This is a genomic window from Pseudoalteromonas sp. RB2-MNA-CIBAN-0110 (genome assembly GCF_040309305.1).
GTDB lineage: Bacteria > Pseudomonadota > Gammaproteobacteria > Enterobacterales > Alteromonadaceae > Pseudoalteromonas > Pseudoalteromonas arctica.
Map to the genome: position 1 here is coordinate 1 of NZ_JBEOOQ010000052.1, position 19,774 is coordinate 19,774.

At 39.0% G+C, this 19,774-nt stretch carries 18 protein-coding genes and 1 tRNA gene; 8 read left to right on the top strand and 11 right to left on the bottom strand.

Going from position 1 to position 19,774, the window contains the following annotated elements; all coding sequences use genetic code 11:
* Nucleotides 1–2: 2 nt before the first annotated feature.
* The 3 genes from AAEY68_RS18975 to AAEY68_RS18985 all read right to left on the bottom strand — a co-directional run bounded on the left by AAEY68_RS18975 (nt 3) and on the right by AAEY68_RS18985 (nt 2,587).
* A tRNA-Val gene (locus AAEY68_RS18975) sits at nt 3–76 on the bottom strand.
* A gap of 113 nt (nt 77–189) precedes the next feature.
* Nucleotides 190–1,236 carry a DUF3080 family protein gene (locus tag AAEY68_RS18980; RefSeq protein ID WP_081707874.1) on the bottom strand — a complete coding sequence of 349 codons (1,047 nt, stop codon included), beginning with the start codon at nt 1,234–1,236 and terminating at the stop codon, nt 190–192.
* Nucleotides 1,217–2,587 (bottom strand): MATE family efflux transporter, encoded by a 1,371-nt coding sequence (locus AAEY68_RS18985; protein ID WP_007585131.1) that lies wholly within the window; start codon nt 2,585–2,587, stop codon nt 1,217–1,219. Before AAEY68_RS18985 ends, AAEY68_RS18980 begins: the two co-directional genes overlap by 20 nt.
* Nucleotides 2,588–2,715: 128 nt before the next feature.
* Here AAEY68_RS18985 and AAEY68_RS18990 point away from each other — a divergent pair, with 128 nt between their 5' ends.
* On the top strand, nt 2,716–3,342 hold the full coding sequence (locus tag AAEY68_RS18990; protein WP_007585130.1) for a riboflavin synthase: 627 nt from the start codon (nt 2,716–2,718) through the stop codon (nt 3,340–3,342).
* A 1-nt stretch (nt 3,343) separates the two neighbouring features.
* Here the strand turns inward: AAEY68_RS18990 and AAEY68_RS18995 are convergent, their stop codons facing one another.
* Together AAEY68_RS18995 and AAEY68_RS19000 are read right to left on the bottom strand one after the other, a co-directional pair.
* Nucleotides 3,344–3,547, bottom strand: coding sequence for a CPXCG motif-containing cysteine-rich protein (locus tag AAEY68_RS18995; RefSeq protein WP_008166246.1), 204 nt, complete (start codon nt 3,545–3,547; stop codon nt 3,344–3,346).
* A gap of 103 nt (nt 3,548–3,650) precedes the next feature.
* Complete coding sequence (locus tag AAEY68_RS19000) at nt 3,651–4,523, bottom strand: fructosamine kinase family protein (RefSeq protein ID WP_101163040.1); 873 nt, start codon at nt 4,521–4,523, stop codon at nt 3,651–3,653.
* Nucleotides 4,524–4,648: 125 nt separating this feature from the next.
* Between AAEY68_RS19000 and AAEY68_RS19005 the strand changes: the two genes are divergently transcribed.
* The 4 genes from AAEY68_RS19005 to AAEY68_RS19020 all read left to right on the top strand — a co-directional run bounded on the left by AAEY68_RS19005 (nt 4,649) and on the right by AAEY68_RS19020 (nt 9,142).
* A complete protein-coding gene (locus AAEY68_RS19005) occupies nt 4,649–5,341 on the top strand; it encodes a DUF445 domain-containing protein (protein ID WP_350586696.1) in 693 nt (230 codons plus the stop codon).
* Nucleotides 5,342–5,619: 278 nt separating this feature from the next.
* On the top strand, nt 5,620–6,405 hold the full coding sequence (locus tag AAEY68_RS19010; protein ID WP_007585117.1) for a hypothetical protein: 786 nt from the start codon (nt 5,620–5,622) through the stop codon (nt 6,403–6,405).
* Between the two features lie 100 nt (nt 6,406–6,505).
* On the top strand, nt 6,506–7,888 hold the full coding sequence (locus AAEY68_RS19015) for an amidohydrolase (protein WP_350586697.1): 1,383 nt from the start codon (nt 6,506–6,508) through the stop codon (nt 7,886–7,888).
* Nucleotides 7,889–7,900: 12 nt separating this feature from the next.
* Nucleotides 7,901–9,142: an amidohydrolase family protein gene (locus AAEY68_RS19020; protein ID WP_197117613.1), complete on the top strand. Its 1,242-nt coding sequence runs from the start codon at nt 7,901–7,903 to the stop codon at nt 9,140–9,142.
* 131 nt (nt 9,143–9,273) lie between these two features.
* Here the strand turns inward: AAEY68_RS19020 and AAEY68_RS19025 are convergent, their stop codons facing one another.
* On the bottom strand, nt 9,274–11,496 hold the full coding sequence (locus AAEY68_RS19025; protein ID WP_350586698.1) for an NADP-dependent isocitrate dehydrogenase: 2,223 nt from the start codon (nt 11,494–11,496) through the stop codon (nt 9,274–9,276).
* A gap of 525 nt (nt 11,497–12,021) precedes the next feature.
* The gene (gene cspD, locus AAEY68_RS19030) at nt 12,022–12,240 is read right to left on the bottom strand and encodes a cold shock domain-containing protein CspD (RefSeq protein WP_002962500.1); all 219 of its coding nucleotides are present in this window, start codon (nt 12,238–12,240) and stop codon (nt 12,022–12,024) included.
* Nucleotides 12,241–12,449: 209 nt separating this feature from the next.
* Here cspD and clpS point away from each other — a divergent pair, with 209 nt between their 5' ends.
* Nucleotides 12,450–12,758 (top strand): ATP-dependent Clp protease adapter ClpS, encoded by a 309-nt coding sequence (gene clpS, locus AAEY68_RS19035; protein ID WP_007585109.1) that lies wholly within the window; start codon nt 12,450–12,452, stop codon nt 12,756–12,758.
* Between the two features lie 94 nt (nt 12,759–12,852).
* Nucleotides 12,853–15,114, top strand: a complete 2,262-nt coding sequence (clpA, locus tag AAEY68_RS19040; protein WP_350586699.1) for an ATP-dependent Clp protease ATP-binding subunit ClpA — start codon at nt 12,853–12,855, stop codon at nt 15,112–15,114.
* Nucleotides 15,115–15,329: 215 nt separating this feature from the next.
* Here clpA and infA read toward each other — a convergent pair whose 3' ends face one another.
* The 4 genes from infA to trxB form a co-directional block, all read right to left on the bottom strand.
* Nucleotides 15,330–15,548 carry a translation initiation factor IF-1 gene (gene infA, locus AAEY68_RS19045; RefSeq protein ID WP_002962494.1) on the bottom strand — a complete coding sequence of 73 codons (219 nt, stop codon included), beginning with the start codon at nt 15,546–15,548 and terminating at the stop codon, nt 15,330–15,332.
* A 90-nt stretch (nt 15,549–15,638) separates the two neighbouring features.
* Complete coding sequence (locus tag AAEY68_RS19050) at nt 15,639–16,343, bottom strand: arginyltransferase (RefSeq protein WP_010552618.1); 705 nt, start codon at nt 16,341–16,343, stop codon at nt 15,639–15,641.
* Nucleotides 16,336–17,052: a leucyl/phenylalanyl-tRNA--protein transferase gene (gene aat / locus AAEY68_RS19055; RefSeq protein WP_010552619.1), complete on the bottom strand. Its 717-nt coding sequence runs from the start codon at nt 17,050–17,052 to the stop codon at nt 16,336–16,338. Before aat ends, AAEY68_RS19050 begins: the two co-directional genes overlap by 8 nt.
* A 97-nt stretch (nt 17,053–17,149) precedes the next feature.
* On the bottom strand, nt 17,150–18,100 hold the full coding sequence (gene trxB / locus AAEY68_RS19060; RefSeq protein ID WP_350586700.1) for a thioredoxin-disulfide reductase: 951 nt from the start codon (nt 18,098–18,100) through the stop codon (nt 17,150–17,152).
* 298 nt (nt 18,101–18,398) lie between these two features.
* On the opposite strand from trxB, the gene pssA reads away from it, so the two are divergent.
* Complete coding sequence (pssA, locus tag AAEY68_RS19065) at nt 18,399–19,724, top strand: CDP-diacylglycerol--serine O-phosphatidyltransferase (protein ID WP_024590327.1); 1,326 nt, start codon at nt 18,399–18,401, stop codon at nt 19,722–19,724.
* Nucleotides 19,725–19,774 lie beyond the last annotated feature (50 nt).

The following is a 19,774-nucleotide window of genomic DNA, read 5'->3' on the forward strand; positions in this document are numbered from 1 at the left end:
GGTACGACTGAGTGGATTCGAACCACCGACCCCTACCATGTCAAGGTAGTGCTCTAACCAACTGAGCTACAGTCGTATTACTTTATTTAAGTAGGTGTTAATTGCTTAACAACGGCGGCTAATATATAGCGTGGCGGTTGGTGAATCAAGCAAGTTTGTTGTTTTTGAGTTTATTTGCCGTTTTTTTATTCATATTGGGCTTATTTCACACGTTTTATAAAATACTTGCCACCAAACCACATGTTTTTTAGCTGAGCTTTTTAGTAAGTTCAGTAAGTTACTTGTCGAGTCCGTTTTGACTAAGTTATTAATTTGAGGGCTTGAGATACTTTCGTTAAACCAAAGCTCATTATAAAGCGGTTGTAGTGCCTCTAGATAACCAGTTAACTGCGCTTGATAGGGCTGAATTTCTTTTAGGTAAAACTTTTGAAATACGTTGCTTATGATTTTTGCGTTTTTATTATTTTTATCCTGTGGGCACAGCGTATTAAAGTTTAATGTTTTTACAAACTGCGTGGCGTTGTTATTTAACACTACCTGCTTGCGGACCGATTGAATGAGTGCCTGGTTAAATTGAAATTTATTAAGCTGCTCGAGTGCACTAAAAATAGAATTGCTATTAATTTCACTAAATTCTTTAGCCTTAATTTGTTGCTTAATGAGTACAAGTTGCTTTAGCGCAAGTACGGTATCACTAAAACCAGCAGGTTCAGTAGTAAGCTCGTTTGAAGTGAGTTGCCAAGTACGATTTAGCTCAGGCTCTTTAAATAACATGGTGTTAAAAAAGTGCATTAGGTGTGTTTCTTTGTAGTTTTTGGCTGCGAGTATTTTTGTGTAACTAGGACTATTTTTATCAAGCGTGTTTAAGCAAACCTGTGCACTTTTAATAAAGTTTATTTGATATTTTAATTGCCCAGCAGCGCTGGCGGTTTTTCCTAATTGGTTATTGTGCTCACTTATAAGCACGTTAAGCTTACATTGGCTAATGCCTGCAAGCTCAACAATGCTCAGTGTTAAGTCACTTTGTGCTATTGGGGTAGGCTGCAGTAAGGGGAGTTGCTTGAGTGGCGCAGGCTGTGTTGGGCTTGTATCAACTGTGCTACTTAAGCGTTCAATATAAGTAACGTTTATACTACTTTGTGGTTTGTTGCAGCCAGTAAGCGTTAAAAAACACATTACCAGCAAAGTAGCTGGTAATGTTTTAAGGCTGAGTTTATTAGTTTTGATTGAGTGCATCAATTTTAAGAAATTCATATTTTAGACGTTTTTTTACCGTTAGCATTAATAAAATAGCAGCGACACTAAGTCCCACTATTATCCCAGTCCAGAAACCGTGTGGCCCCATAGCTGGCACAATTATGTCTGTTCTTGCCAATACGTAACCTAAACAAAAGCCGATTAACCAATACGATATAAACGTAATATACGATATAGGCGTGGTGTATTTTAACCCACGGAGTATGCCATTTGCTGCAACTTGAAGTGCATCAGGTAATTGGTAAATACACGCTAAAATCATAATTGATGAAGCCAATGCCATAACAGCAGGGCTGTCGGTATACAGTTGGCTAATTAAATCACGACCGGCAAACGTAATAAGCGCTAAAAATAACGCCACAGCAATGGCTAAAATATAGCTGGTAGAAACCGCAACTTTTAATTGAGTCATGTTCTTTTGGCCGTATAAGTTACCTATACGAATGCTGATAGCGATTGATAGGCTCAGCGGCATCATAAATAGCAATGTAGTTACACTGGCTGCTATTTGATGCCCCGATATAGCTACTGCACCTAAATGCGCTATAAATAGCGGTATACACGCAAATAAAGTGACTTCAAAAAAGGTGGCGAGTGAAATTGGTATACCTAACTTAGTAATAATACCAATGGTAGTGAAATTAGGTTTTTCGAATGATGAAAGCAGGCCTTTAGCATCTACTTTTTTACTCATTTGGCAGTAAGTGACTTGTGCTATTGCCATAACAGTTAAAACAATTGCAGTGGCAATGCCACAGCCCGCGCCGCCATAAGCAGGAAAACCAAATAAGCCATTTATGAAAATATAATTTACCGGAATATTAACAGCTAAACCTAATAGGCTTATGTAAAACGCGGGCTTGGTCATTCCCATACCTTCGGTAACGTTTCTGTATACCGTAAAAATTAAAAATCCAAATACACCCCATTTTACAAAGTGAATGTAGTCAATGGCAAGGTTTGCAATTGCAGGCGTTGTATCGAGCTTAAAAATAATAGCATCTGCTAAATGGGCAATTCCAAAGCCTGTAAAGCTCAAAATAGCGGTTAAATAAAGCGCTTGTTGAAAATAGTGGCTAATGCCTTTGCGGTCATCACTGCCCGAAAACTGCGCAATAATACCAGTAAGCGCTAATAAAATACCTTGAAGGCCAAGTAATAAAGGGTTCCATATTCCTGTTGCAATAGACAGTGCAGCTAAGTCAGTAGGGCTAACTTGACCTGCCATAATTGTGTCGACGACCGACATTAAAATAAGTGTAACTTGCGCTAAAAAAACAGGTAAAGCGAGGGAAAGTAAACGCTTGGCTTCCCAATTGCAAAAGGTCATAAAAACAGCTAGTTGATAAAATAGGGCGTAATTGTAATCTATTGGGGTTTAAATAAAAATCACAGTAGTGAATGATTTTATGAGTTGATACGTTAAACTAGCACTTTGTAATAATTTAAAGTGATTTTATGTTTACAGGAATAGTGCAAACGCAAGCTACGGTGGTCTCTAAGACTCAAACAGACGGTGTTTTACGCTTAGTTGTATCGGTGAGCGATGAGTACGTTAAGCATTTAGATTTAGGCGCAAGTATTGCTATTAATGGCTGTTGTTTAACAGTTGTGCAAGTTGAGCTAAGTAATCACGATGTGGTAGCGCAAGTGCATTTTGATGTGATTGACGAAACCCTAAAGTTAACTAATTTAGGACTGCTTGAGTTAGGTAGTTTAGTTAATTACGAACGCTCTGTTACGTTTGGTACTGAGCTAGGTGGGCATATAGTGTCTGGGCATATTCATTGTACGTCACAAATTTCTCAAATAGTGAAGCTTGAGAATAACTGTAAAATTCAATTAAGCCTGCCAAAAGAGTGGCAAAAGTATGTGTTATATAAAGGGTTTGTTGCGATAAATGGCGCAAGCTTAACCGTGGGCGAAGTTGATGAACAAGGTTTTTGGTTACACCTAATTCCGGAAACGCTCGCCATTACAAACATTGGTGCAGCGCAAGTGGGTGACAAGTTTAATATTGAAGTTGATCAGCAAACTTACACTATTGTAAATACGGTAGAAAACTACTTACGCCATCAGGCTTAAGTTAAAATATTTGTTCGTCGTCACTGTCTACGTGTAGCTCTAATTTATTGTTAGCATGATCTATATGCATATTTAAATGAATTGGGTTACAGCAGGCAGTGCAATCTTCTATGTAGTCTTGATCGCCCATGCTTGCGTCTAAGTCTAAATGTATGTGGTGTCCGCAGTGTGGGCACGTTATTCGTTGTGATAAAAAATCTTTCATAATCACTCCAGTTATAAATAATTAAGTTAGATTCAACTTAATCGCTTACAGATGAACGCCTACTTACTCATCAAATATAGTGCTGAAATGCAGCTTATGACACTTATTTTATACCTTCAAATACCAGCTTTTCTATATGTTGTTTAGCTTCAGTAAGATAGTGACCGGCAAAGATGTTAGCGTGATTTAAAATAGGGTATAGCTGGTATATTAACTTACGTTTTTCGTAATTTTGAGAAAGCGGGTAGTGCTGGTTATAGGCGCTATAAAAGTCTTTTGGCAGTGGCGCAAATAGTTCGCTCATTGCAATATCCACTTCCCGATCACCATAATAACAAGCGGGGTTAAATACCGTTGGCTCTGCTTTTAAAAAGCCCATATTTCCTCGCCAAAAATCGCCATGCAGTAATGAGGGCTCAACTTGATGACTATGCAGCTGTTCTTTAACGGCATTAATTAAGCGCTCGGGTTCAATAAAGTTAATGCCTTTTTCAGCGAGTAACTGTAATTGCCACCCTATACGTTCTTCGGCGTAAAATACATCCCATTTTTTATGCCAGCGATTAGGTTGTATGGTAGTGGCTATGTAGTTGTCTACATCAAAACCAAACATGGCTTGGTCGTGTTTTTGATGCATTTTAGCGAGGCTGCTTCCCATAGTTGCCCACGTGTTGTGGGGTTGTTTATCTAAAACAAGCCACTGTAAAACAATAAACGAAAACTCTATATTTGCACCGGTTGTAATACATTCAGGGACTTTAAAATTACTATTTTGCGCTAAAAGCTTTAAGCCAATAAATTCACTTTCTAAACGCTCGAGTTCGCTTTTTAATGCTATTTTAACGAAGAAGTTATGCGTACCATTGGTAATATGAAATAGTTTATCGGTATTTGTACTTTGTAATTGGCGTTTATAGGTGTGTTTAAAGTCAAAATTAATGGCTTGGCTGATGTGCTCATTTACTGTTTTCCACATAACAATTGCTCGCCTTTTAAACAGATACTTAAACTATGGCAAAAAGGTATTAATTTAACAATCTAAACGTTGTAAAATTAACGACTATATTGCATAAAAATTACACTTACTGTAATGGAGTAAAAATGAACAAAAGTTTAATAACCAATTTGCTAGCGGGTTTATGTGTTGTTGTAGGTTTTATGTTTAACCAAGCAATTGTGTTATCAGTTGGTTTATTTGCACTTTCTGGCGCGGTAACTAATTTATTAGCTATTCATATGTTGTTCGAAAAAGTCCCGTTTTTATATGGTTCAGGCGTTATAGCGCTTAAGTTTGAAAGCTTTAAAATCGCAATTAGAAACTTAATATTAACGGAGTTTTTTTCAGAGCAAAAAATTAATAATTTACTCAATAAAGCGCAGCCCAACATCGATTTTGAGCCAATAATTAGCAATGTTGATCTAAACCCTGCATTCGACAATTTACTTGTCGTTATTGAAGAATCTCAGTTTGGTAGCATGTTAGGTATGTTTGGCGGCACTGCAGCAATAGAGCCTATGCGTGAAAAGTTTATTGAAAAAATGCAATTGTCGCTTAGTGAGATTTCTCAAACTGACGACTTTAAAGCATTAGTAACCCAAACGCTTTCACAAGGTAATAGTGCAGAGAGCCTACATAAAACAGTACTTAAATTAGTTGATGAGCGCCTAGATGAGCTTACCCCTAAAATGGTTAAAGAGATTATTCAAACCATGATCCGTGAGCACTTAGGCTGGCTTGTAGTGTGGGGTGGTGTGTTTGGTGGCTTGTTTGGTTTAATTGCGGCCGTGATTTAAATATAGCTACTGATACCAATTTTAAAAAAATCATTCTATCGCATTAAATAGCGCACTTACTGCGTTAAAAATTGTTCGTGTACGAGTGCATGGATGCAGGAGGTAGAGCAATGCAGGGAGCAATTAGTGATAGCAACTACACGTTATAATTTCGCCTTATTATTGCGCTACTTTATTAGCGCAATAATAGATAACTAATTTAATGCAATTGGTATGACTTATTTTTTCAGGCTGTTATTATCGCCCCCATAATTTAGTCGTGTTTTTTAGGAGCAACGGTGAGCAAAACGTTAGCCAGTTATTATCAGCAAGCATACGCTTGCGATCAGCAGCATTTTAACCAGTGTTTTTATTGTGGCTGTGAAGCGACAGAGCGCGACCATTGTCCGCCGCTGCATATGCTACAAAGCATTGTTGATTTAGGTGAAGAAGCTGATTTTATATCTATTCCTGCGTGTTATGAGTGTCATGCACTTTTACATAACGAAAGGCTGATGACGATTGATGAGCGTTTCACTAAAATGAAGAAAAAGCTTGCCACTAAATACGCAAAACCACTACGTGTTTATAACATGTGGGAAGAAAACGAACTTGGCGATATGAGCGATGAGTTTGCGCATAGTATTCAAGCGGGTATGAAATTAGGAAAAGAAGCCGCTGAGCGTTTAGCGTTTACTGGTTTTAGCTATGCCACAGAAGATGCCAAAGTAGCAGTACGTGAAAAAACAAAAGAGTTTGATGTAGAAGGCATGATATTTACCGACTTTAAAGAGGCGCTAAATTACTGCATTAATGATTTAAACGTACAAAAAAGTGACTTTTATAAAATTTTGGTTGAAGACTACCAAGGGGATTTTAATAAAGCGCTAAGCCAGTATCGTCATCGTCATGACAAAGTGACAGCGGCTAAAGACGGTAATACAATTATTAAAGATTTTTCAAAGCTACATAAGCAAAACTCTGATTTTGTAACGCGTACGGTTAAGCACTTTATTAGTAAAGATCCATCGCTTACAACCGAAGGTGCGCTTGAAAAGTTGTATAACAATTATATAAAGAAATAATTACAGATATTCATCTTAATTAACTGCGTTTTCACCTGTTTTTTTGGCTTTATTCCTTAGCTTTCGCTAAAGTAGCAAAAAAACAGGAGATCCAAACAACATGCAAAAATTTGCACCTTCTTTATTAGCAGTTGGCTTAGCTGCTGCACTTGTAGGTTGCCAAGAAAACGGCCCGCAAGACGATAAAATAACAATCAACAAAAATCCTTACCCAAGCACTTATCAGCCCGTTTCTACATCAAGCACACTTATTACAAATGCAACAGTACTTACAGGTACTGGTGAGCGTTTAGATGATGCTGATGTATTACTTGTTGATGGCAAAGTACAACAAGTTGGTAAAGACTTAGCTGCTACTGCTGATATTACAATTGATGCACAAGGCAAATGGGTAACACCGGGTATTATTGACGTGCATTCACATTTAGGTGCATACCCAAGCCCTTCGGTTGAGTCGCATCAAGATGGTAACGAAATGACAAGTCCTAACACTGCAGAAGTGTGGGTTGAGCATTCTGTTTGGCCACAAGATCCAGGCTTTAATCGTGCACGCGAAGGCGGCATTACTTCTCTACAAATTTTACCAGGCTCAGCTAACTTATTTGGTGGACGCGGCGTTACGCTTAAAAACGTCCCTGCACACACTATGCAAGGTATGAAATTTCCAGAGGCGCCGTATGGTTTAAAAATGGCGTGTGGTGAAAACCCTAAACGTGTTTATGGTCGTCAAGGTGTATTGCCTTCAACTCGTATGGGTAATATGGCTGGTTATCGTATGGCGTGGGCTGAAGCCGCTGAATACAAACGTGCATGGGATAAGTACGATGCCGATTATGAAGCAGGTTTAAACCCAGAAGCACCAGTACGTGATATTAAACACGATACGCTTCGTGGTGTGCTTGAGGGCGAAGTACGTATTCATAATCATTGTTATAAAGCTGAAGAAATGGCAATGATGATTGACCTGTCAAAAGAATTTAATTACGACGCGGGTACATTCCATCACGGTGTAGAAGCATATAAAATTGCAGACCTACTTGCTGAGAATGGCTCGTGTGCTGCACTTTGGCCAGACTGGTGGGGTTTTAAAATGGAAGCCTACGACATGGTTCAAGAAAACGTAGCTATTGTTGATGCTGTTAAAAATTCATGTGCAGTTGTTCACTCAGATTCAGATACTACTATTCAGCGCTTAAACCAAGAAGCTGGCAAGGTTATGTACCGTGCTAACGAAAATGGTTTTGATATTTCTGAGCAACACGCTATTAAATGGATCACGGCTAACGCTGCTAAGTCGTTAGGTATTGATGACAAAACAGGTTCACTAGAAGCGGGTAAGCAGGGCGATGTTGTTATTTGGAATCAAAGCCCATTTAGTGTTTATGCTAAAGCTGAACAAGTGTTTGTTGATGGTGCAAAAGTTTACGATAGAAACGACAGCGCGTATCAAGCAACAAGTGATTTTATGTTAGGTCAACAATAAGGAGCACCCAGAATGAAAAATTTATCACGTTCGTTTTCGCTTTCTCTGGTTGCTGCAGGATTATTAGCATCTGGTGCTGTAAGCGCACAATCGCTAGCAATTATTAATGCAACATTACATACGTCATCTGATCAAGGTGTATTAGAAGCAGCAAGCATTGTAATGACAGATGGTAAAATCACAGCGATTAACCCAACTGAAATTAAAGTAGATCAAATTATTGATGCAAAGGGCCAAATTGTAACCCCTGGCTTTATTGCAAGTGTAAATCAACTTGGTTTAGTTGAAGTAAGTGCAGTTGCAGGCTCTCGCGATGCAGGCGAGGAAAAAGCCGGTATTGATTTTGACGTAAGTCTTGCTTACAACGCACATTCAAGCTTAATACCTTACGCTCGTAAAGGCGGTGTAACACGCGATGTCATTACCCCTCATGGTGGTGATAGCATTTTTTCAGGCCTTGCGAGTGTTGTTGATTTAAGTGGTAGTTTTGATAGCGACATGCAAAAACAAGCGGCTTTAATTGTTTACTTAGGTGAGCGCAGTAAAGGCTCTCGCGCTTTCACTTTGCAAACACTTATTAATAAACTTGATGAGCACAAAACTAAAGCTGGTAAAAAAGCTAAAAAAGATGATGACAAGCCAAGTACTGAAGACAAAGTAATGGCAAAAGTACTCAGTGGCGAAATGCCATTAGTGGTTGGCGTATCACGTGCGGCGGATATTATTGAGCTTATTAAAGTAAAAGAGCAATTTGGTATTAACTTAGTACTTAACGGCGCACAAGACGCTGTTGTAGTTAAAGAGCGCGTTGCTAAAGCAAATATCCCAGTGATTATTAGTGCAATGGACAGCTTACCAGCAAGTTTTGATTCGCTTCATGCGAGTTTAGATAATGCAGGTGTGCTAGAAAAAGCAGGCGTTAAAGTATTATTAACGGTAGGTGGTGATGCAAGTCACAACATTTATCAGCTGCGTTTTGATGCTGGTAATGCAGTATCGTATGGTATGAGCCAAGAAGGTGCGTTAAAAGCGGTTACATCAAACGTTGCTGATGTATTTGGCATTAATGCAGGTAGTCTTGAAGTAGGTAAAGCTGCTGATGTAGTAATGTGGAGTAATGACCCGTTTGAACTAAGCAGCCACGTGAACAAAATGTTTATTAATGGGGTTGAGGTTTCTACACAATCTCGTCAAGATAAACTGCGTGACCGTTATACAACTGATTCCAAAATGCCACGTGCATATACTAAGTAATTAGAATTTAAATCACTTAAATAGTTTTGGTTAATCAAAAAGGTCGCTATCTAATGATAACGACCTTTTTTATTGGCGTAAAAAAGCCGCTTACTTTTACAAGTAAGCGGCTTTTAAATTTAAACTAATATTTATACTAATTTAGCAAGAATATCGTTAAATGTAGTGCTTGGACGCATCGCTTTAAAGGCTGCATCATCGTTAGGCTGGAAGTAACCGCCTAAATCAACTGCAGGGCCTTGCGCATCGTTAAGTTCACTTACGATTTGTTCTTTATTAGACTCAAGGTCGCTAGCAATTTGAGTAAACTGTGCTTTAAGTTCACTGTCATCATTTTGCTTAGCAAGTTCTTGTGCCCAGAATAAAGATAGGAAGAAATGAGAACCACGGTTATCAATTTCTTTCACTTTACGTGAAGGAGACTTGTTTTCTGCTAAGAAAGTGCCTGTCGCTTTATCAAGTGTATCAGCAAGTACTTGTGCCTTGTCGTTACCCGTAGTTACGCTTAGGTGCTCAAGAGATGCAGCAAGTGCTAAAAATTCACCTAAAGAATCCCAACGTAAGTGGTTTTCTTTTTCGAATTGTTGAACATGCTTAGGTGCAGAACCACCCGCGCCAGTTTCAAATAAGCCACCACCGTTCATAAGTGGAACAATTGAAAGCATTTTAGCACTCGTACCTAGCTCTAAAATTGGGAATAAATCTGTAAGGTAATCACGTAAAACGTTACCTGTTACAGAAATAGTATCTTTACCTTCTTTAATACGCGCTAGTGAGAACAACGTTGCTTCAAGCGGTGCTAAAATTTGAATATCTAGGCCAGCTGTATCGTGATCTGGTAGGTATTTATTTACTTTTTTGATTAGCTCTGCATCATGTGCACGGTTTTCGTCTAACCAGAAAATAGCTGGAACGCCTGTTGCGCGTGCACGATTTACTGCAAGCTTAACCCAATCTTGGATTGGTGCGTCTTTAACCTGACACATGCGCCAAATATCGCCTTGCTCAACACTGTGCTCAAGTAATGTATTACCATTTGCATCAACAACACGGATAGAACCGTCAGCTTTAGCTTCAAACGTTTTATCGTGTGAACCGTATTCTTCAGCTTTTTGAGCCATAAGGCCAACGTTAGGTACGCTACCCATAGTTGTTGGATCAAACGCGCCATTTACTTTACAAAAATCAATAGTTGCTTGGTAAATACCTGAGTAACAACGATCTGGAATTACAAAGCTAGTGTCTTGTAACTTACCATCGTTATTCCACATTTGACCGCTTGAACGGATTGCAGCAGGCATAGAAGCATCGATGATCACGTCACTTGGTACGTGTAGGTTTGTAATGCCGCGGTCAGAATCAACCATAGCAATAGCAGGGCGGCTAGCGTAAACAGCTTGAATGTCTGCTTCGATTTCTTCGCGCTTAGCATCGTCTAATGTTTGAATTTTAGAATATACATCGCCTAAACCATTATTTACATCAACACCTAGCTCTTCAAAAAGCTCACCGTGTTTAGCAAATACATCTTTGTAGAATACTTTTACAGCGTGACCAAAGATAATTGGATCAGATACTTTCATCATTGTCGCTTTCATGTGAAGCGAGAATAAAACACCTTTTTCTTTAGCAGCGTCAATTTCAGCAGCTAAGAAAGCTTGAAGCTTAGAAGCGCTGATGCTTGATGCATCAATAACTTCGCCAGCTAAAAGAGGCGTGCTTTGTTTAAGTACAGAAACAAAGCCGTTAGTTGCAACATGTTCAATACGTACATCAGTGGCTGTATCAACAGTTACTGACTTTTCTGAACCAAAGAAGTCGCCTTCGCTCATGCTTGCAACATAAGACTCTGAATCTTTGCTCCACGCACCCATTGAATGCGGGTTGTTACGTGCATATTCTTTTACAGAACCTGGTGCACGACGATCAGAGTTACCTTCACGTAGTACTGGGTTTACTGCACTGCCTTTGATTTTGTCGTAAGCAGCTTGAATTGCTTTTTCTTCATCATTTTTAGGTTCAACAGGGTATTCTGGAAGAGCGTAACCTTTTGCTTGAAGCTCTTTAATTACAGCGCGAAGCTGTGGTACAGATGCACTGATGTTTGGTAATTTGATGATGTTTGCTTCTGGTGTTTTAGCAAGCTCGCCAAGTTCAGCAAGTGCATCACCAATGCGTTGTTCTTGTGTTAAATAATCAGGGAAGCTAGCAATTACACGACCTGCTAATGAGATATCGCGAGTTTCAACTTCAACACCGGCCGCATTTGTATATGCTTGGATGATCGGTAGCAACGAGTAAGTTGCTAGTGCCGGAGCTTCGTCCGTTTTTGTATAGATAATTTTTGATGTCATCATCATTCCTAGATAGTAGACCGAAAAGGTCTTATTCAACAATGCAAAGAAAATCATTACTAATGAGTGAGTACATATTATTAAACAAGTTAATGAATACATACGCTCGTAATGAATAGTTTGTTAGGTGTTGGTACTCAGCGTTGCTCTTTTATAAAAGCAGAATAGTCACACCTGACGAACTGGAATTGTATTTATAGCTAAAAAATTAACAAAAATAAATCAGCCTTTAGCCTAGTACATATAAAAGAGGCGACAAGTTGGATTAGTTGCTGCGTTAATACGCAATTTTTAGCACCAAGAGTGTAACAAGCTTAAATAAAAAGGGCTAGAGGCTGAGCATGCCCAATAAGCAGTTAAACAATCAACTCTTAGAACATTGGGGTATATAAAATAAATTCAAGGAAAAGGGTTGAATTTGAATGAAAAGAGGCAATAAATAGGGGAGAAGAGATAAGTTAGTATGCTTAAGGAATTAAGCGAGGATCTTAAAAGGTCACTCGCTTTAGTCGAACAAAACAATAGTCACTCAATAATGTCACCATCTGGGGCAATATTTTTAGCGTGTAGACCTTTAGGTCCTTGTTCTAATTCGAATGTTACATCTTGACCAGCTTTAAGCGTTTTATAACCGTCCATTACAATTGTTGAGTAATGAGCGAAAATATCATTCTCGCAGCCGTCTTCTACGATGAAACCAAAACCTTTGGCGTTGTTGAACCATTTAACTTTACCGCAAGCCATACTTCTACATCCTTCAATAAGTTGACTAATTTAGTTATTCTAAATTGTATTATTTGCTAGACTGACTAAGGTTTAATCAATCTACGTTTGACTGTAGTTTATTTAGCCAACCAGTCAAGTGTTTTGAGTTATTTTTTTAACATTTTATTTATTTTTTATTCAAGTTTGCTTGAGTTACAAAGACAAGACTATATTTAATTATGAGTGGTATGAAAGATTCAGGTGTTATCGATACAGTTCGCGACAGCGAAAAGCAAAAGCTACAGCCGCCGCGAAAATATAAAGTTGTTTTAAATAACGACGACTACACGCCGATGGACTTTGTAATAGAAGTTTTAACGACGTTTTTTAATATGGATAGCGATAGAGCAACCGACGTGATGCTTCAGGTTCATGAAAAAGGTAAGGGTATATGTGGTGTTTACAGCGCTGACGTAGCCCACACCAAAGCTGAACAAGTTAACCGCTACGCGCGTGATAACGAGCATCCACTGCTTTGTAGTTGTGAGCAGGAATAAATACCAATTTAATACAATTGGTATAAATACCAATTAGGGTGATCAAACATCCGATTGTTGTGGTATAAATTATTATCTCAGTAAGGGGTTGCCAATGCTAAACAAAGACTTAGAACTCACATTAAATGCCGCGTTTCGTGAAGCGCGCACTCGCCGTCATGAGTTTATGACCGTAGAGCACCTTTTACTTGCGCTGTTAGATAATCCTTCTGCAGGAGAAGCCCTAAATGCGTGTGGTGTTAATATTTCTGGTTTAAAAACCGAATTATTAGAATTTATTGACGAAACAACACCCGTCATTCCAGATTTAGAAGAAGAGCGTGAAACTCAGCCAACACTTGGCTTTCAACGTGTATTACAACGCGCTGTGTTCCATGTGCAATCGTCAGGTAAAAATGAAGTCACTGGCGTGAATGTGCTAGTTGCTATTTTTTCTGAGCAAGAAAGCCAAGCTGTATATTTACTTAAAAAGCATGATGTATCGCGTTTAGACATCGTTAACTTTATTTCTCATGGTATTTCTAAAGCAGATGATGAATTAGGTAACGACAGCGACGATATTCATGATGAAGTGCAAGAAGTTCAAAATGAAGAAGCAAGCAAGCTAGATAGCTTTACAACTAACTTAAACGTTCAAGCTCGTGAAGGTAACATTGACCCACTGATCGGACGCGACAGCGAAGTAGAGCGCACAGTACAAGTATTGTGTCGTCGTAAAAAGAATAACCCATTACTTGTTGGTGAAGCGGGCGTTGGTAAAACAGCCATTGCTGAAGGCTTAGCGTATCGCATTGTTAATAAGCAAGTACCAGAAGTAATTGCAGATGCTGTTGTGTACTCGCTAGATATGGGTGCATTGCTTGCGGGTACTAAATACCGTGGCGACTTTGAAAAGCGCTTTAAAAGCTTACTAAAAGAGCTGCAAGCTGAGCCAGGCTCTATTTTATTTATTGATGAAATACATACCATAATCGGTGCCGGCGCGGCGTCTGGTGGTGTTATGGACGCATCAAACTTGCTTAAACCACTCCTTTCAAGTGGTAAGCTACGTTGTATGGGTTCAACAACTTACAATGAGTATAAAAATATTTTTGAGAAAGACCGTGCATTAGCACGTCGCTTTCAAAAAATTGATGTACTTGAGCCAAGTGTTGCCGATACTACTAAAATATTAAACGGCTTAAAAGAGCGTTACGAAGAGCACCATGGTATTCGTTACACTCAAAAAGCACTAAAAGCAGCTGCAGAACTCAGTGCTAAATACATTAATGAGCGCCACTTGCCAGATAAAGCCATTGATGTAATTGATGAAGCCGGTGCAAGTCAGCGCCTGCAACCTAGCTCTAAACGTAAAAAAACCATTGGCGTGGCTGATATAGAACTAATTATATCTAAAATGGCACGTATCCCAGCGCAAAGCGTCTCGTCGACAGATAAAGAAACGCTTAAAAACTTAGACCGTAACCTTAAAATGCTCGTGTTTGGGCAAGATCAATCTATTGACGCACTTACATCAGCTATTCGTTTATCTCGCTCTGGTTTATCGAGCGAAGAAAAGCCAGTAGGTTCGTTTTTGTTTGCAGGGCCTACCGGTGTGGGTAAAACAGAAGTAACTAAGCAGCTTGCTAAATGTATGGGTGTTGAGTTTATTCGTTTTGATATGTCGGAATATGTAGAACGCCATGCAATTAGTCGATTAATTGGTGCGCCACCAGGGTATGTTGGTTTTGAGCAAGGTGGTTTATTAACAGAAGCAGTTATTAAAAATCCACATGCTGTTGTACTTTTAGATGAGATTGAAAAAGCGCATCCAGACATTTACAACATTTTGCTACAGGTTATGGATCACGGTACGTTGACCGATAATAATGGGCGTAAAGCTGACTTTAGAAATGTAGTGGTTGTAATGACTACCAATGCGGGCGTTCAAGAAACTACGCGTAAGTCGATTGGTTTTACAGAGCAAGATCATACGCACGATGCAATGGGTGCAATTAATAAAGTATTTTCACCAGAATTTAGAAACCGTTTAGATAACATCATTTGGTTTAATCACCTTGAACGTGAAGTTATTTTACTGGTGGTTGATAAGTTTATTGTGGAACTGCAAGCGCAGCTTGATAAAAAATCAGTTAACCTTGAGCTTACGTCTAAAGCACGTGAGTGGTTGGCAGATAAAGGCTACGATAAAGCTATGGGTGCACGTCCAATGGCACGTGTTATTCAAGAAGAGCTTAAAAAGCAATTAGCTAACGAAATACTGTTTGGTGAACTTGTTGATGGCGGTACGGTTAAAGTATCAGTTAAAGACAAGAAGATTCGCTTTGATTACGAGAGTAATTTAACACCAGCGTAAAACGTTAATTAAATAATTTAGTTAAATAAAATGGCCCGCTACATAATAGCGGGCCATTTTTTTTTGCTTTTTTTATAGGCAACAAAAAACCCAGCAAAAACTGGGCTTTTTGTTTATTAAATGTAATTGCTAGTCAATGTCTATCAATTACATTTAATAAACGCTTAAAGCTAGTAAAACACTAGCCAAAAACTAAATCTCGTTTACGCACTTACTTAGCGAGCACGGAATACGATACGACCCTTTGATAAATCGTAAGGAGTCATTTCTACCGTTACTTTATCGCCGGTTAAAATACGGATATAGTTTTTGCGCATTTTGCCTGAAATATGAGCCACAACTACGTGACCATTTTCTAGCTCAACTCGGAACATTGTATTTGGTAAAGTATCAAGGACTGTCCCTTGCATTTCGATTACGTCTTCTTTCGCCATGTTTAGCGTAACACCTCTTTAATAGTTAAACGCTGCAGATTTTGCCCAAAATACTCCAATAAGTAAAGGCGCAGGGGCTATATTTGCAAATTAAATAGCCACCCACTCATCATTGAGCTGTTTTTGAGCAGGTAAAAACTGAGTTTTGTACTTCATTTTGTCGCATTCATCAATTTGATAGCCCAAGTACACGTATTGCTTATTTTGCTCTTTAGCAAACTTTAGCTGCTCTAATATCATCACAGAGCCTAAACTATAGTGTTCAAAGTCGGGGTCGAAAAAGGTATAAATTGCAGAAATAGCGCTATTCATACAATCAGTTACGGCAACTGCGACTAAAGTATCTTGGTGCCACAGTTCAATAAATGTGATCTTGAGCCAACTACAAAGCAAAAAACTTTGAAACTGTTCTTTTTCAGGAGGATACATACTTCCATCCTGATGACGCATCGTTATGTACTTGCTATAAAGTGGATAGTACTCAGGTCGCTCTTGCGTTGAATATTTTACCTCAAACTGTGTTTTTGCTTTGTTTAGTTTACGTTTTTGCGATTTTGAGGGCATAAAGTCTTGTGCTAATACACGTACAGAACTACATGCGCTGCATATTGGGCAGTGCGGACGGTATATTTGGTTACCACTGCGACGAAACCCTAAGCCTAATAATGACTCAAATTTGTCGGTGCTGTAGCAACTGGGATCAAGAATAACTAAAAGTTGCTCTTGTCTGTTGGGTAAATAACTACAGTCAAACTCTTGGGTTAAACCAACACGTGCAGGAAGTTGCTCATTCATAGATTGCGTCAAGTTCTTGTGGCTCCCACATAATAGGGTTAACAGTATAGTTATGTGCAGCTTTTAGTTTAGTCAAAAATGTGGAACGGGGGATTACTTGTGCACCCAGGGTCATTAAATAAGGGTTTTCTAACTGGCAATCAATAAAATGTGCATTATGGCGTTTAAGCCAATTTACCAGTGCCCACATAGCAAGCTTAGAGCAATTGGTTTGATGATGAAACATCGACTCACCACAAAACACACCATTTTGCATTATGCCGTATAAGCCACCTGCAAGCTCTCCGTTACTCCATACCTCTAAACTATGTGCAATGCCAGCATTGTGTGCATTAACGTAAGCGTCGAGCATGTCAGAGGTGATCCAGGTGCCATCGGTATCAAGGCGTTGATCGCGACAGGCTTCTATCACCTCTTCAAAGGCATTATTAATGGTTACTCTTACAGGGTGCTTTTTTAAATGTTTACGCAGGCTCTTACTTATATGAAAATCATTAAGCTCAAAAATGCCTCGCTCGCTGGGCGACCACCACATAATAGGCTCATCTTCACTAAACCAAGGGAATACTCCGCTTTTGTAGGCATTACTTAGGCGAGGCAAACTCAAATCTCCGCCAATTGCTAACAAGCCATCAGGGGATTCTAATGCGTATTCCGGATTGGGGAATGCTATATCGTTTTCGCTTAATTGGTATAGCTGATTTCTCATACAGTACTTATTTTATAATTGATCGTAAAAGTGTAACTATATTTTAGGCATAAAAAAAGGGCTGAATAATCAGCCCTATAATAATTTATTTAATTGCTTATAAATTATCTAAGAAACGCTCTGCATCAAGGGCAGCCATACAGCCTGTACCCGCAGATGTGATTGCTTGACGGTAAATGTGGTCAGACACATCACCTGCAGCAAAAACGCCTTCTACGCTTGTTTGAGTTGCGTTGCCGTGAAGACCAGACTCTACAACTAAGTAGCCATCTTTCATTTCTAGTTGACCAACAAACATATCAGTATTTGGCTTGTGGCCAATAGCAATAAATACGCCTGCTAAATCTAGCTCTTCAGTTGCATCAGAGTGTGCATCTTTAATACGAACGCCGGTTACGCCCATTTGGTCGCCTAATACTTCGTCAAGCGTGCGGTTGTAATGCATTACAACGTTACCGTTTGCTGCTTTTTCAGCAAGGCGGTCAGCAAGTATTTTTTCACTGCGGAAACTGTCACGACGATGAATAACATGTACTTCGTCAGCAATGTTAGATAAGTAAAGCGCTTCTTCAACCGCTGTATTACCACCACCAACAACCGCTACTTTTTGACCTTTATAGAAAAAGCCGTCACACGTAGCACATGCCGAAACACCACGGCCTTGGAAGTTAGTTTCAGACTCTAGGCCTAAGTATTTAGCAGAAGCACCGGTTGCAATGATTAATGCATCACATGTGTAAGTACCTTGGTCGCCAGTTAGTTTGAAAGGGCGCTTAGATACATCTACTTTATTGATGTGATCGAATATGATTTCAGTTTCAAAGCGCTCAGCGTGCTCTTTCATACGATCCATTAACGCAGGACCTGTTAAACCGTGTGCATCACCAGGCCAGTTTTCAACTTCAGTTGTGGTTGTTAATTGGCCACCTTGTTGAATGCCTGTAATTAAAACAGGGTTTAAATTTGCACGTGCTGCATATACTGCGGCAGTATAACCAGCTGGGCCAGAGCCTAAAATTAGTAGCTTACAATGTTTTGCTTCAGTCATTATTTTTCCTAAACGTTTAATACGGTGTTCAATATGCTCATTAATGCGCTTGATTCTAAGAAAAACAAGGCAGATGTAAACAAAATCCGCGATTATTTTTTTTATCAAATCGAAAAGCTGTGCAGTATTGTGTACTAGAGCTCTGTGCTTTTACAGTTAAAATGCCTAAGTAGCTCAATAAATAGACTAACAGGCAACAAAACAGCGTTATTTCATGACCCCTTTGATTTTTTTTGTTATGTTTTACCTAATTTTATTTGTCACTGATAGATTATGTGACCTAAGCAAATAGGCAACTATGTTATTTTGGCAGGAAAAACCCGCATTCGGGTTGACTTCAAAAGACGTTAACGTCTTAACCAATGCGCAAGATTACCGAACGCAATTGCTACGCTTGATAGCGAACGCAAAAAAACGAATTTATATTACTGCGTTGTATTTACAAGATGACGAAGCAGGTCGCGAAATTTTAGAAGCGCTGCATCGTGTGTCATTGGCAAACCCCGCACTTGAGGTAAAAGTGCTGGTGGATTTTCATCGTGCGCAACGTGGATTAATTGGCGCTGATAAATCAGACGGTAACGCAAGTTTATACTGTGACGATTTAGAAAAGTTTAAATCGAACGTACAAGTTTATGGCGTACCTGTAAAAGCTAAAGAATTATTTGGCGTATTGCATTTAAAAGGTTTTGTAATTGACGACACCTTACTTTACAGCGGCGCAAGCTTAAATAACGTGTACTTGCAATACAACGAGCGCTACAGGCTCGATCGTTACTTTTTGATAACGCAGAGCGAACTGTGTGACTCAGTAGTTGATTTTATTGAGACAAAGCTACTTTCATCAGTGGCCGTGCCACGCATTGACACACGACCGCTTAAGCGTTTGCACGACTTTAAGCTTGATCAAAAGCAATTAATGCGCGATTTAAAAGTCGCAAGTTATAACGCAGCAGAGCAGCTAAATACGCAAGCATTAGGTATTCGTTTGTTTTTAGGGCTCGGGCGTCGTAATAACGAGTTAAATCGTTTAATAAAAGCGTTATTTGATACAACAGAGCAAGAGCTTGTGTTGTATACGCCATACTTCAATTTTCCGGCACCGCTTATGCGATCGCTGCGCCGATTATTAAAGCAAGGCAAGCAAGTGACTATTGTTGTAGGCGATAAAACAGCAAATGACTTTTATTTACCGCCAAGCGAGCCGTTTAGTAAAATAGGGGCATTACCTTATTTATACGAAACTATTTTGCATAAATTTGTAAAAACGCAAAAGCGCCATATCGATAACGGTAATTTAAATGTGTATCTGTGGAAAGATGAAAGCAATTCGTTTCATTTAAAAGGTATTTGTTCAGATAGAACAAAACATTTACTGAGCGGGCATAACTTAAATCCGCGTGCATGGGGTCTTGATATCGAAAACGGTATTTTAATAGAAGATCCAGAGCAAACAATTATGGATGCTATTGATAACGAAAAGCAGGAAATTTTACAACACTGCCGACGTTTAACAGGCCCAGATGATTTAGAAACTATGGATGATTACCCGCAGCCAGTTAAAAAACTACTTGGCCAAGCTAAGCGCGTAAAAGTAGATTTTATAATTAAGCGTTTTATCTAAATAAGTTTATCTAAATAAGCTTATATAAATCTGAAATTTAAATACAAAAA